This is a genomic window from Stenotrophomonas sp. UBA7606 (assembly GCF_002477705.1).
Lineage (GTDB): Bacteria > Pseudomonadota > Gammaproteobacteria > Xanthomonadales > Xanthomonadaceae > Stenotrophomonas.
Map to the genome: position 1 here is coordinate 1 of NZ_DLJW01000127.1, position 12,264 is coordinate 12,264.

Below are 12,264 nucleotides of genomic sequence, written 5' to 3' on the forward strand. Positions count from 1 at the left end.
CAGATCACATTGTTGTGCCGAGCCTGACGGTACGTCTGCGAGAAACGCCATGCATAGAACGCCTCATCGCGCGAAACCTCGGAGTCGTTGATGAAGTACCGGGCCATCACTTCACCCCCTGCGGGCGGGCGGCGATGATCTCCAGCCGCTGCACCGTATAGGGCGTTCTGGTGCGATCCCTGCGGTACTTCAACTCTGCCGCAGAGGCGGACCATTCAGAGCTGTACAGTCCGCCGACTTGATCGCCACCTGAGTTCACCAGTCTCCATGCCTCGCCAACCACTTCCACCTCCGGCGCGGCGCGCAGGGCGGCGGTGATGGCGGTGAACACTGAGTCGGCTTCAAAGTCGCCAATCTCGCCAGACAAGGCCATCCTTGCCCAACCAGACGGCCACCCAAGTCTCGTGTATTCCTGCGCCAGCAACTCCCTGGCGCGCTGCTGGTCATCCATGGCGCACCGCCTTCGTGTCAATAGAAGTTTTCGGATCAATCACACTACCTACCGGAAACAACTCATGGCATGAAACGCACCGGGCCTTTACGTCACGATGCGATCTACCGATCCCGTCGTGATACGGAGGGGATATCACGCCTTGCGACCCATACGTATCAGGCCTATGGCCGAACAAGCGGCAAATGATGTTCATTCCGACACCCCCGCGCCGTGGCTGGTGGGCTGCTTCTCGTTGAAGCGTGAGGGACTCCAGTCGCACGACTCGTCCTCGGGGATGTGCCCGAAGATCATCGTGCAGCGACGGCAGTGCGCGCAGTCGCCGCAGGTCTTGCCCGGCGGCAGGTCCATGTCGTCTATAGCCACCGCCTCCTGCGCTGCGGCGGGCTGTGCCTGCGCGCGCTGAATTGGATGAGTGGGGCAGGGATGGCGCAGTGAGCCGTCGCCGCTGGGGCAGGTGCAGTCGGATGCGGTTGTGTCGTTCACTGGCGGGGTTCCTTTTTGCTTGGGCGCTGCGAGAACTTCGCTCGGCCGGGCAGCCGTGGAATGAGGAGCATCTGGTCGGTGGTGACGCTGTACCTGGCAACGCGGCAGGGCTTGCCCTTGCGGTTCTTGACCACGATTTCCGTGGAGTGGATCGGGTGGCCTTGCTGCCGCAGGTCGTAGATGCGCGCGCTGGGCCTGCCGATGCCGAGTTCCAGGAGGATCTCCATTGCGGTCATCGGTCGTTTGGTGAGCGCCGCGAGCAGCTCGTCGCACTGGGCTTGATCTGTCATGGGAAGCTCACAGGGCCAGCGGCATCTGGGCGAGTTCCGAAGGGAATACCGACCGCTTCGCCGGTGTCTTACGCCGTGGCGCGCGCTGTCCATGCACGAGGTTCCATTCGGCGTGCGCTTCTTCGAAGGTCAGGTGCCTGGCAGTGCTGGTGCAGGCGCACTCGACACTGTGTCCGCCGCCAGCCGAGGGGCGGCGCAGGTCCAGCATGTGCCGCGCTGCATGTCCCTTGCTGCAGGGAATGATCGGCACCTGTTCCGTGATCATGCGTTGCATGTACTTCTCCTATTTGCCGTAGGCCAGCAGCGTGAGAACGACGCCGACGATGGCGGCAGCTGCCAGGGTCACAAGAAGGGTTCCAAGGAGTTCGCGGGTGGAGTGCTTCATTGCGCACCACCAACGAAAGCCAGGTCATAGATGACGCAGTGCGCCCGGGCGTCTGCGGCAGACAGGGGGACAACCGCAGTTGCCCGGGCGCATGCGAGGGGAACGGAGTAGGAGCCGGAGGTGACTGCATCGACGGCTTCGAGCGCGAGCAGCCAGCGGCGTTCCGAGAAGTTGTTGGTCAGCGCGACGGCTACGCCGGCCGCGCAGTTGGGCACGCGTTCGGCGGTGCGAAAGCCGTTCAAGGCTGTGCCGGCGATGGTGGCGCGCAGGCCCCAGTCGTCATGCTCGGAGAGCTCGTAGACGGCGAGGGCGGCGCAGATGCGCGGGCTCGTGATGACCAGGTCGGCCGGGATGGTCACATCACCGTCGGTGGTCACTGCAGCAGCGTGGGTGGGCTCGGGCTGGCCGGGGGCGGCGCAGCCGCCCAGAGTGAGCAGCAGGGAGGCGAGGAGGGCGCGGATCATGCCTGCACCTCAGCCTTGGCTGCGTCGTAGGCCTTCACTGCATGAGCGATGGCATACAAGCGCCAGATGAAGTGGTAGGTATAGACCTCGACGGATCTACCCCAGTCCCAGGCCTCCCGCATGTTGAAGTCGCCAAAGCGCTTGTCACCGGACTTGAACGACATTGCGGCGCCCAGTGCTTCCCCGGCGCTGTCGTACATGCCGAACAGGTCGCCTTCGATCTCCTCCCACAGCTCGCTGCGGGCTTCCTCGAAGCCTTCTTCGTCGGAGTCTTGGAACTCCATGTAGCTGTCGAAATGCTCGCGCACAATCTGCTCGAACAGATCGCTGGAAAACTCCTCCTTGCTGCCAGCGTTGGCGATGCACTTCTCGGCCCCATAGTCGGCGTTGATGCGAAGTGCACCAGGATCATCTTCCGGGCGCTGATCGGCACGGAAGAAGTCGAACATGTCGGGCAGGCGAGAGAAAACTGCAGCCCCCATGTCGCCAGTGATCGAAAGGTGGCCTGGCCAAGTCACGATGTCGAAGCGGTACACGCTGCTGCCGCCGTTGCTGAATCGAAGATGGCGATAGACGCCGGAATCAAGCAGAACGTCCATCTGGTGCTCTGCTGTGTTGCGCTGGAAGCTAGCCAGCGTGCGGCTGTAGTCCGGGCGGCTCATGCAGCACCGCCATCGGCCTCGCGCGCTGCAAGCAGCGCTGCGGCTGCTGCCGCGATCTTTTCGGGGAGGAGGTAGCTGGCAACGCAGATGCTGACGGCTTGCGAGACGCTGACGCCATTGGCGACGGCGATCTGCCGGGCCTTCTCGATGAGGGCCGGTTCCATGCGAATGCTGAACTGGCGAGGCTTCTGGCCGGCCTTTTTGGGGCGGCCGGGCTTCTTCCGTGCGGTTGCCATGAACCTGATCTCCAGCCCCTGCCCGGAATGGGTGTGTCGCGGGGCGATGGAGATAACATTAGCCACAGGCTATTTGATCGTCAATAGCCAAAAGCTAATATTTTTCTGAATGGGCAATAGCCAAAAGAAAGCCCCGCTAGGCGGGGCTGTCATTGAAGCGGTTTTCCCACTGCCTTAGAACTTGCGCAGGCCTGCGTGTATCAGTGCCTTCCCAAGAATCGTCAGCTCACCAGCGTCCGGTCGGTAGGCAGGGAAGTCGGTGTTCACGCTGACCACGTACAGCCCGTCGCCACGCTTCTGAAGCATCTTGATCTGCGTTTCGCCGCCAACGTTGATGAGGTAGTAGTCGTCACCGTCGAAGTAGTCGCAACTGGTGTCGATCCAGACGATGTCGCCATCCTCGAGCTTGGGCCGCATAGAAGGTCCCCGGCCGGTAATGATCTGGATTCGGCCAGGCCGGGGCAGGTAGCCAAGCTTTCGCCGCACCTCCCATTCGGCAACTTCGATGGTCTTTATGACCTCGGGGTAATCCTGGTTGACCATCCCTGCACCCATTCCCGCACCCCCTTCAAACAAATCGAAGCGAACGTATCCTGCTGGGGTCTCAGCCTCTAAGACCGTCGCGCCACTGCCCGATATGTCGGCCTGCGGCGTGTCCATCCATCCGGATGGAAGCTCAAGGGCGGCTTCGATTGCGCGCGCTGTACCGCCCGACATAACCCTCGGTTTGCCGGTGGCAGCGTTGGGGCTGCGGTTAACCCACTGGCTCACTTGAGCTGGGTTCTTGATTCCAGCCGCGTCTGCGAACTGGCGCTGACCACCCTTCTCTGCGATGAGGGATAGGAGGTTCTCGTGGCGGATGTCGTCTATCGGGCGCATTCCGCCATTGAATAGCGAAAGGCTATTCAATCCAACGAGCTTTTGGCTATTGCCACTCGAATAGCCATAGGCTAATGTTTGGCTTATGGACCTACTCACATACATCTCCGATATGAGCCGCCGCCACGCTCTTGCTGCGGCGTGCGGAACCAGCTCTGAGTACCTGTGGCAGATCGCCACTCGTTGGCGGGGGAAGCGCCCAAGCCCCGCGTTGGCATCCGTGATCGAGCGCGAATCGGCGCGGCTTGGTCCCGAGTCCGTGCCCAAGGAGCCGATGATCTTCGGTGAATCGCGCCAGAGCGCTGTCACGCAGATCAGCACGTTGGCAGACACCCGCATGAGCAAGCGCGCGCTGCGTGCTCGGCTCGGTTTCGCCAACGACAAGCAGCTGGCCACGGTGCTGGGTTTGCCGTTGGCCCAGGTTGAAAGCTGGGAGGAAGAGCGCGCGCTGCCGGCTTTGCCCGAAGTGCTGCGCCTGCTCGGCCACCAGCCGCAGGCCATTGCCGAAGCGCCGCCAGAAGACCCCGACGAAACCCGCATCGTTCCGGTGGAGACCGCCTGAGATGAATTCGATTCCGTCCATGGGAGCCAGTCTGGCAACCGGTACCGGCGATGTCATGAAGCTGGGGAGGCAGTTTCTGCCTTCGCGCCAGCAGGTGATCTACGGCTACACGCACCGTCTGCTCAACGAAACGGCGATGAACGCCAACAGCTTCGCGATGCAGGTTGCGGAGAACTACTTCGCGATGACCGCGCCGCACATGCACGACAAGAAGGCCGTGCCGCTGCGGATGGGGCAGGGCGATGACTTGGCGGACGCACTCAAGGCCAACGGACAGGCGCTGCGCCGCTACATGGACGGCACGGTCAAGACGCTGCCGGCTGACCTGGAAGACGCCTGGGTGCTGAGCCTACCCGAACCGTACCGCAGCGACTGCGAGCGGGACCTGGCTGCACGTCGCGGCCTGCTACCAATCCGACTGGCGCTGATCGCGGCTGACGCCGACACCGCTGGCATCGGCAATCTGATGACCGAGTTCGGTTCGCTGGTATCGGCGCTGACCCCGGCCACCGCCGACGGCGTCATCGACGAACGCGACCGGCCGCATGCATGCAGCATCATCGAGCGCTGCAACGACGTGGTGATTGCCGCCTTGACGATTCAGCGCCGCTTCGTCGCGCTGCTGGGTGGCGGCAAGTGACCGCACCTAACCCCATGTCCACGCGCAGGCGCTACGCGCTGCACGGCTTCACAGAGCAAGAGCTGCGGGGCGAGCTGGATAAGCGCCGCCGCGCTGACGGAAAGCCTCCGTATCAGTGGGATGAGAAGCGCACGGTGTATCTGGAGCGCCTGATTGCTGATGCGCGCGCAACTCTTGCGGAAATTGAGGCGAACGGGTCACCGGGCGGCCGCTCCCGCTACATCCATCAAGCCCGCCTTAGCGGCATCCGGGAAAAGATCAAGAAGTACGAGGCGTGGCTTGTGTTGGCCAAGGCTGACGAGAAGAAACCACCGGTGGCGCGTAAGCGCCCCTAACCGAATCCCGCCCCTCTAACCGCCAGGTAGCTCCTGGAGGGACAGCCGAACTCCTGCACGGTTGAGGGATGCGGGTTTGCAGGAGGAAGTAGGAGCAATGGCGTGACACAGCGAATTTCCACGATGCACCGACCAGCAGGCCCTTCGTCATGAGCGTCGAGGCGATCACCTGGGCCCTGAAGCTGCCCATCAAGCATTCCTCAGCCAAATTTGTGCTGACCGTACTGGCGAACTGCGCCAGCGGTGACACGTGGCTGGCTTACCCGTCCGTGGCCTATTTGGCTGAGGCGACAGGGCAGGACCGCAAGACGGTGCTGGCCAACCTTGTGCGTCTGCGTGAGCTAGGCTTTATCGAGGACAGTGGGCGCCGCATGGGCGACACGAAGCAGGTGATCGTTTACCGGCTGCTGGGAGGTGACCAGCCTCAAACAGTCCCAAAAGCGGAACAGTCCCAAAAGCGGAACAGTTCCGAAAACGGAACAGTCCCAAAAAGCACGGGAAACAGTCCCGTTTTTCCCGCCAAACAGTCCCGTTTTTCCGCGAAACAGTCCCAAAAACGGGACACGGAACCGTCAGAAACTAAAGGGAACCGTCAGAACACACACCGCGTGTGTGGAAGCGAACTGACGGAGGCAGACATCGAACGCGAGATCTCGCCGTTGGGGTCGCTGCCCGACTGGATCGATCGGCAGGTGCTTTCCCAATTCGTCCGCCATCGCCGGGTTTCCGGTCGGACGCTGTCGGTGCAGGGCTGGCTGCAGATCCTGCCGACGCTGAAAACCCTGGCCGCATCCGGCGGCGACCCGAATCAATCCCTCCGCGATGCCATGGCCGCCGGCCTGTCGTTGCCCGTAATCCCGAAGATTGGAGCCAACGCCCATGGATCAACTGCAGAAGGTTCTGCCGCCGGAGTCGCCCAAGCACGCGCCGAGTACGAACGCCGCCACGGCAGTGGCAGCGTTGGCGGCCAGGGCGGAGCAGGACGAGGCCGTCCGGCAGGCGAGGTCATCGATGCCGAGTTCGCCGTTGTCGGCTGAGCCCAGCCAGCGCGCCATGGATGCGCTGTGGAACCTGTGGGAGCGGATGGAAGCGATGTTCCCGGGCAAGTGGAAGCACGCCAATGGCCTAGCGCCTGCCAGTGCGGACGGTCCGCTGACTGTGGCCGGCGAGACTTGGGCGCTGGCGATGAAAGGTCTGCTGCCGCGCCAGCTGGGCGAGGGCATGGCGTCTTGCATGCGCATGGGCCTGAAGTGGCCACCAACCCCCGGCGAGTTCCGCGCGCTGTGTTTGGGCTTGCCATCGCTGCCGCAGGTGGAGCAGGAGCTGCGCCCCGGACAGGACCGTAGCCCGTTCTCCGTGCTGGTTCGTTCGCTGTTGGACTTGCATGCGTTCAATGCTGCGGACGGCTACCAGCAGTCCCGCATGGTGGCTGCCGCTTTCAGCCAGGCAATGCAGCACGTCTCGGCTGGCGGCGCGTTGCCGGCCGCCGTTCCTGCGTTGGTCCACGAGAGGCCGGCCGCACCCAACGTGTCCAACCGGGAGAGCGCAGCTGCCGCGATGGCGCGCGCTGCCCAGGAGCTGGGGTTCGATTGATGGCGATGCAGCACTCCACCGGCACACCGACTGCGGCCGAGGCCGAACGCATCGAACTGGCGAAGGTTGGCCCGTGCATGGCCTGCCTGGTGCTCCAGATCGCCGGCCTCTTGTCAGCGCGCCGGGTGGTCTACGGCTGCGACTACAACCACGCCAAGAGCGGCAACCGCCGCAGAGGCCACATGTTCGGCTACGCGCTCTGCGTCTGGCATCACCGCCGGCACCCCACGGAGGGCAAGACCTTGGCACAGACGCGCGAGATCTACGGCCCGAGTCTGATGGACGGCTCCCGGGTGTTCCACGAGACCTACGGCAGCGACGACGACTTGATTGAGCAACAGACCCAAGTGAATGAACTGAGGAGAGCAGCATGACCGATGTGCGCGAACTGCTGGCAAGGCTGAATCCCACCACGATCCGAATGGACATCGGGACCGGCTCGGGCGGCGGGGTGGATGCCCTGACGAACATTGATATCGCGGGGGCGCTCGGAATGGTTCCTGCGGGCCTCGGTCGGGATCTATTGGAGCTGTTGCATGGTCCTAACCCAAGCCGTGCTGACATCTTCCGATCTTTCGAAGGGGCTGTTCGGGTGGCTATGGAAGAGCGCGCTAGGCGTTTGAACGAGTACTTCGACGCGAAGACGACGCTGGGTATCGCAGACTGCATCGCGAAGTTCCATCGGGACCGGAGTGAAGCTGGTCGGCGGAATATCGGGATACTCAGAGCTCGAGTGTCGGTAGCGCATGATCGCCTGTTTCCTGATCGGCTTGAGGAGCGGTTGCCCGACATTACGGCGGTATGCATCGGTCATATGAGGGGTGAAAGGCTCAGTAACCGGGAACGGGCGGCGGCTATCGGAGTTAGTGATTCCAGTTACCGTGAGGCCTGGGCAGGTGTGGTCGATTGGCTCCTAGCTCGCCTCGTCGAGGCCGAACAGCAGGCTGCTTGCCGATTGAGGAAAGCAGTTGATCCGAATACGGCGCTCAGCTAGCGCCGCAAACAGTCGCTTCCAACCCCCGAAGGCTGCACAATCGGGATTCCGACCGTCTGCGAGTGTCAAAATACGTGGATACACCAACAAGCTTTTGGACCGCTGAGGTTGTAAGTGCTATCGGCACGGCTCTGTCGGCTGCTATCGCCTTGGGAGTGTTTGTATTTGACCGTTTGTCGGCTTGGTCGAGGCGACGCGCGGATTCTCGACGACTCATGAGGATGATCGCCAGTGATCTCAGCATTCCTATGGTCAAATTGCGGGTTCTGAGTGGATCTATCAACGAAGAGGCACGCAAGTTAGGTTTTGAGTCGGGAAGCGCTTACCTTGAGGCGATACCGAATTCAGAAGGAGTGATTGCGATCTTCCTGAAAGAATTCGATATCACTCGTATGGAGAGAATCTGCGAGACAACGAACGTATTTAGTCGCTCCGTAAGTGACCAACTTGCAAAAGTTTCCATGTGGAGGGCAGCACTCAAGGCGACGGTCGAGATACTCCGATCCTTTGAGTCAGAAGACGGAAGAAGTGACGCTGCCGCCCAAGTTTTCATACAGGCAAATATGCTCCAGCAAGCACTCATTGAGGTGCATAACTCTCACGTAACAAGCATGGGACTGGAGCGGCATCAGGCAGCTTGTTTGATAACAGAGTGAAGAAGGTCTCGCGCCAATCCGCTGCGCGGGTGATACCCGCGCACTTCTTGAGCTAAGTTACTAACATCGCAAGATCAAGCCCGGCCAAGAGCCGGGCTCTTTGTTTTCAACCCGATCACCACCGCTCCGTAAGCTCCTCCGCTCGCCGTGAGGCGATTGGGGCCGGTGCCGCGCGCAAGCGCGCCAGAAACGCCATGACTGGCCTGCGCACCAGGCAGCGGTGGTGATCGGTTCTTCTACGCCCGTCAATCCTCACCGGACCAATCATCGACCGCAGCCGGACTGTGGTGACGGGCACCTTTGCCATACAGGGGATTCACCCATGAGCACGAAGCAGGAGCCGCGCGGCGTCCGTAACAATAATCCTGGCAATCTGGATCGCACGGAAACCGTGTGGCGCGGTGAAGACCGTAGCGCCGCAGCACTGGCGAGCGAGAAGCGCTTCTGTGTGTTCGAGACGCCGCAGGCAGGTTTTCGCGCGCTGGCCAAGACGCTGCTGACCTACCAGAGAAAGCACGGTCTGCGGACGGTTCGCGAAATGATCAACCGCTGGGCGCCGCCGAAGGAAAACGACACCGAGGCGTACATCGCCCAGGTCGCCCGGGAGGTTGGGGTGGGAAGCCGCGAGATTGTCAGCCTCAACAAGCAGGTGCCGCTGCAGCGCATGGTGACGGCCATTGCCCGGCACGAGAACGGCGGTCTGTTCTGGGACGAGGCAGTGATCGAGGCTGGCGTGCGCCAGGCCTTGGCCTGATGGACGGTGATCCGAGCACGGCACCGTGGTGGGCCGCGGGTGGCGCCTTCGCTCTGTGGGTGGTCAGGGAGATCTGGGGCGTCATCGCCACCAGGAAGAAGGACCGCACCGAGACGGACGCAAACATTGACCTGTTGAACCAGCTCCGCGAAGGGCTTGGCTCGATGGGTGAGCGGCTCAAGGCGATGGAGGATGGCCACCAGCAACTGCGGAAGCGGCTGGAGGAGGAAATCACCCTTCGCATGCAGGCGCAGGAAGAGGCGCACCGGCTTCGGCTAAGGGTGCAGACCTTGGAGTCAGCGATGCGCAAGGTGGGGGCGGTGATCCCGCCTGAACCGCCGTGATGTACCTGGGCATTGGCCTGCTGGCCGGTCTGGCTGTTGCCGCCCTGGCGTACTGGCACGGCGACATAGGAATGGACCCATGACAGCCCTTGTGGGCGTGGAGGTTTGAGTGAACGAAGATCAGCTTGAGCGTTTGGGCCAGCTGGCCGACCGGTTGGACAACTACGCGGCGGCCGGGGCCATCCCGATGCCGGATCACATTCGTCTTGCGGCCATCAATGAGGCGATCCCCGAGATGAGGGATGAGCTGAAGGCAGTCTTGCGTGAAGCTGGCTTCGATCCGTGGGGCGATGAATGACCCGCGCCCAGATTCTCGCAGGGCTGCTGCTGTTCCTCGCTGGCTGCCTGCTGGGCAGGGAGTGGCGGGACCGCAGTGCAGACATCGCCTCCGGAAAGCAGGAAGTGAAGCAGCTCACCAGCCAGGTGCAGGCAGAGCAGGGCGCTCGCGCGCTGGAGCAGGCCAAGGGCCAAGAGCTGGCCAAGATCGGAGCGAAGCATGAAGAAGACCGGGAAGCGGCCGAGGCCGTCCCTGCTGCTGTTGTTGCTGACCTGCGTGCTGGCAACCTCCAGTTGCGCCGGCAGTGGGCAGCGTGTGAAACCAACCGTGTGTCCGAGTCTGCAGCCGGCGCCGCCGAACGTGATGCGCTCGCCGAACTACGAGCAAAGGATCAGGGCGATCTTGTTCGAGTCGGGCGAGACGCCGACGACCAAGTCCGCGCCTGCCAGGCCACCGTGAAGACGGACCGGACTGAGGTGATCCCATGAGTCGGAATGGCCGGCGGTCTGTGGTTATACAGGTCCGCGTACGGTGGTGGCTCAAGTGGTACATCCAATCGATTGTCTTGGTAGCCAACCTGACCGGGCTGGAGCCTAATTGGGAACGAGTGGAGTTCTGGGTGCGTCGCGCGGTGCACTTGCGTGAAGTAAAGCCCAGGGACGGACGAGCGTGAGGCGTGGCAAGGGTGGTAACCACCTCGCGTTGGGCAGGTTCAAGACGGGCCAACTCAACAAGACCGAGCAGGCATATGCGGACCGGTTGCGCGCGCTGGAGCTGGCCGGGCAGATCCTATGGCACAAGTTCGAGGGCATCAAGCTGCGGCTGGCCGACAACACGTTCTACACGCCGGACTTCGCGGTCTTGGCTGCGGACGGCGTGATGGAGCTGCACGAAGTCAAAGGGTTCTGGCAGGACGATGCCAGGGCCAAGATCAAGATCGCGGCGGCCATGTTCCCGTTCCGGTTATTTGCCGTGAAGGTGAAGGCCAAGCGGGACGGTGGCGGCTGGGATGTAGAGGAGTTCTGATGAGCATTGAGCGATTCGAGGCGGCACTGGCAGCAGAGCAGGGCTGCCGAGCGGCCGGAGATGCGTCGCTTTCCATGACGATTAATGCGTTGCGCGATGAGCTACATGAGGAGCGCAATGCGCGGGTGGCGGAAGTCGCAGCGCTGACCAATCGACTCCAAGCCCTTGAAGCCTCAGCAGGTGATCGCGTCGACCGCCTTGTCGGTGGGCTTGAGGCGCAGGCCGAACACATCGGGTTGCTGGTGCAGTGCGTGGCCCAGCTGCTGGGCGAGGAGACAGGTACGCCCGTGGAGTCCGACTCCACTGCGGACCCCGAGCGCACTGACCTGGACGGGAACCAATACTGATGGTTGGGCAGGCCAAGCCGCTGGCCGGTAACAGGCAGGCCAAGCGCGCGCTGCCCACCAACAGCGTTGCGTGGCGTCGGTTGCGTGAGTCGATCCTGATCCGCGACCTGTACACATGCCAGGAGGCTGGCTGCGGGAAGCTGGTGGGCGGCAAGGGTGAGGCGCACGTCGATCACGACGATGGCAACCCGAACAACAACGACCCCAGTAACCTCAAGACGATGTGCAACTGCTGCCATAGCCGCAAGACGGCACGCGAGGACGGCGGATTCGGGAACGAGTCGCGGCCGGTGGTGGGTTGTGACGCAGATGGGTGGCCGGTCGCCAAAGCGTTCCACGGGCGCAGAGTTCCACGCGGAATCTGAACGAGACGAGCGTGGAGGGGAGGGGGAGTCAAAAGTCTGAGGGGGTGCGCCTCCCGACACGTGCGCCCCCCTTTCTTCGCGCATCCACAGTTGGAAAGACGACCCCCCTGAGGGGTGAAAAATGGCAAATCCAAGGACACCAGCTGCAAAAGCTGCAGTTTCTGGCGCAGCGGCCAAGAACCCGAAAAGGCACAAGGACCGCAAGACGCCGAAGAAGGTCAAGGCCATCGGCCAGCCCTACAAGGGGATGACAAAACCACAGATCGCGGTGTGGCGGGAGCAGGCCGAAAACATGCCCTGGCTACATGCCGGTCACCGGCTTCTGCTGCGTCAGATCTGCATCTTGTCGGCTCGAATGGAAACGGACCCGGATATGGGCGTATCGGCGCACCAGGCGCTGGGCTCGCTCCTGTCCAAGCTCGGCGCTACGCCGGTTGACGAGACGAAAGTGAATCATGGCGGCGACGAGGACCAAGACCCGGACGAAAAGTTCTTCAGTTGACCGAACAAGCGCATAC

General features: G+C 62.4%; 24 protein-coding genes. 16 read left to right on the forward strand and 8 right to left on the reverse strand.

Annotated features, from left to right (window positions below; translation table 11 throughout):
• Positions 1–106 precede the first annotated feature (106 nt).
• From B2527_RS16880 to B2527_RS16915, 8 genes are all read right to left on the reverse strand, one after another.
• Positions 107–451 (reverse strand): hypothetical protein, encoded by a 345-nt coding sequence (locus B2527_RS16880; protein ID WP_293716410.1) that lies wholly within the window; start codon positions 449–451, stop codon positions 107–109.
• A 192-nt stretch (positions 452–643) separates the two neighbouring features.
• A complete protein-coding gene (locus B2527_RS16885) occupies positions 644–937 on the reverse strand; it encodes a hypothetical protein (RefSeq protein WP_293716413.1) in 294 nt (97 codons plus the stop codon).
• Positions 934–1,227 carry a helix-turn-helix domain-containing protein gene (locus B2527_RS16890; protein ID WP_293716416.1) on the reverse strand — a complete coding sequence of 98 codons (294 nt, stop codon included), beginning with the start codon at positions 1,225–1,227 and terminating at the stop codon, positions 934–936. The genes B2527_RS16885 and B2527_RS16890 overlap by 4 nt, the downstream gene beginning before the upstream one ends.
• A gap of 7 nt (positions 1,228–1,234) precedes the next feature.
• Positions 1,235–1,501, reverse strand: a complete 267-nt coding sequence (locus B2527_RS16895) for a hypothetical protein (RefSeq protein WP_313401476.1) — start codon at positions 1,499–1,501, stop codon at positions 1,235–1,237.
• Between the two features lie 107 nt (positions 1,502–1,608).
• Entirely contained in the window at positions 1,609–2,076 is a 468-nt protein-coding gene (locus B2527_RS16900; protein WP_293716419.1) for a hypothetical protein, read from the reverse strand.
• Positions 2,073–2,738, reverse strand: a complete 666-nt coding sequence (locus B2527_RS16905; RefSeq protein ID WP_293716422.1) for a hypothetical protein — start codon at positions 2,736–2,738, stop codon at positions 2,073–2,075. The genes B2527_RS16900 and B2527_RS16905 overlap by 4 nt, the downstream gene beginning before the upstream one ends.
• Complete coding sequence (locus B2527_RS16910) at positions 2,735–2,902, reverse strand: hypothetical protein (protein ID WP_293716425.1); 168 nt, start codon at positions 2,900–2,902, stop codon at positions 2,735–2,737. Before B2527_RS16910 ends, B2527_RS16905 begins: the two co-directional genes overlap by 4 nt.
• 246 nt (positions 2,903–3,148) lie before the next feature.
• Positions 3,149–3,952 carry a S24 family peptidase gene (locus tag B2527_RS16915; protein ID WP_293716428.1) on the reverse strand — a complete coding sequence of 268 codons (804 nt, stop codon included), beginning with the start codon at positions 3,950–3,952 and terminating at the stop codon, positions 3,149–3,151.
• Positions 3,953–3,965: 13 nt separating this feature from the next.
• On the opposite strand from B2527_RS16915, the gene B2527_RS16920 reads away from it, so the two are divergent.
• The 16 genes from B2527_RS16920 to B2527_RS16995 all read left to right on the forward strand — a co-directional run bounded on the left by B2527_RS16920 (position 3,966) and on the right by B2527_RS16995 (position 12,248).
• On the forward strand, positions 3,966–4,415 hold the full coding sequence (locus B2527_RS16920; protein WP_293716431.1) for a hypothetical protein: 450 nt from the start codon (positions 3,966–3,968) through the stop codon (positions 4,413–4,415).
• A 1-nt stretch (position 4,416) separates the two neighbouring features.
• Positions 4,417–5,055 (forward strand): hypothetical protein, encoded by a 639-nt coding sequence (locus B2527_RS16925; RefSeq protein WP_293716434.1) that lies wholly within the window; start codon positions 4,417–4,419, stop codon positions 5,053–5,055.
• Positions 5,056–5,069: 14 nt separating this feature from the next.
• Positions 5,070–5,390: a hypothetical protein gene (locus B2527_RS16930; RefSeq protein WP_293716437.1), complete on the forward strand. Its 321-nt coding sequence runs from the start codon at positions 5,070–5,072 to the stop codon at positions 5,388–5,390.
• Positions 5,391–5,539: 149 nt separating this feature from the next.
• Complete coding sequence (locus B2527_RS16935) at positions 5,540–6,427, forward strand: helix-turn-helix domain-containing protein (protein WP_293716440.1); 888 nt, start codon at positions 5,540–5,542, stop codon at positions 6,425–6,427.
• The gene (locus tag B2527_RS16940; protein ID WP_293716443.1) at positions 6,402–6,983 is read left to right on the forward strand and encodes a hypothetical protein; all 582 of its coding nucleotides are present in this window, start codon (positions 6,402–6,404) and stop codon (positions 6,981–6,983) included. The genes B2527_RS16935 and B2527_RS16940 overlap by 26 nt, the downstream gene beginning before the upstream one ends.
• Positions 6,983–7,357 carry a Ref family recombination enhancement nuclease gene (locus tag B2527_RS16945; protein WP_293716446.1) on the forward strand — a complete coding sequence of 125 codons (375 nt, stop codon included), beginning with the start codon at positions 6,983–6,985 and terminating at the stop codon, positions 7,355–7,357. Before B2527_RS16940 ends, B2527_RS16945 begins: the two co-directional genes overlap by 1 nt.
• Entirely contained in the window at positions 7,354–7,977 is a 624-nt protein-coding gene (locus B2527_RS16950) for a hypothetical protein (protein ID WP_293716449.1), read from the forward strand. Before B2527_RS16945 ends, B2527_RS16950 begins: the two co-directional genes overlap by 4 nt.
• A gap of 221 nt (positions 7,978–8,198) precedes the next feature.
• A complete protein-coding gene (locus tag B2527_RS16955) occupies positions 8,199–8,633 on the forward strand; it encodes a hypothetical protein (RefSeq protein ID WP_293716452.1) in 435 nt (144 codons plus the stop codon).
• 322 nt (positions 8,634–8,955) lie between these two features.
• A complete protein-coding gene (locus B2527_RS16960; protein WP_293716455.1) occupies positions 8,956–9,387 on the forward strand; it encodes a structural protein P5 in 432 nt (143 codons plus the stop codon).
• Entirely contained in the window at positions 9,387–9,731 is a 345-nt protein-coding gene (locus B2527_RS16965) for a hypothetical protein (RefSeq protein WP_293716458.1), read from the forward strand. The genes B2527_RS16960 and B2527_RS16965 overlap by 1 nt, the downstream gene beginning before the upstream one ends.
• Positions 9,732–9,840: 109 nt before the next feature.
• Positions 9,841–10,029 (forward strand): hypothetical protein, encoded by a 189-nt coding sequence (locus B2527_RS16970; protein ID WP_293716461.1) that lies wholly within the window; start codon positions 9,841–9,843, stop codon positions 10,027–10,029.
• Positions 10,026–10,496: a lysis system i-spanin subunit Rz gene (locus B2527_RS16975; RefSeq protein WP_293716464.1), complete on the forward strand. Its 471-nt coding sequence runs from the start codon at positions 10,026–10,028 to the stop codon at positions 10,494–10,496. The genes B2527_RS16970 and B2527_RS16975 overlap by 4 nt, the downstream gene beginning before the upstream one ends.
• Positions 10,497–10,710: 214 nt before the next feature.
• Complete coding sequence (locus tag B2527_RS16980; protein WP_293716467.1) at positions 10,711–11,034, forward strand: DUF1064 domain-containing protein; 324 nt, start codon at positions 10,711–10,713, stop codon at positions 11,032–11,034.
• Positions 11,034–11,381, forward strand: coding sequence for a hypothetical protein (locus tag B2527_RS16985; RefSeq protein ID WP_293716469.1), 348 nt, complete (start codon positions 11,034–11,036; stop codon positions 11,379–11,381). The genes B2527_RS16980 and B2527_RS16985 overlap by 1 nt, the downstream gene beginning before the upstream one ends.
• The gene (locus B2527_RS16990) at positions 11,381–11,746 is read left to right on the forward strand and encodes an HNH endonuclease (RefSeq protein WP_293716472.1); all 366 of its coding nucleotides are present in this window, start codon (positions 11,381–11,383) and stop codon (positions 11,744–11,746) included. Before B2527_RS16985 ends, B2527_RS16990 begins: the two co-directional genes overlap by 1 nt.
• Before the next feature lie 121 nt (positions 11,747–11,867).
• Complete coding sequence (locus B2527_RS16995) at positions 11,868–12,248, forward strand: hypothetical protein (RefSeq protein ID WP_293716475.1); 381 nt, start codon at positions 11,868–11,870, stop codon at positions 12,246–12,248.
• Positions 12,249–12,264 lie beyond the last annotated feature (16 nt).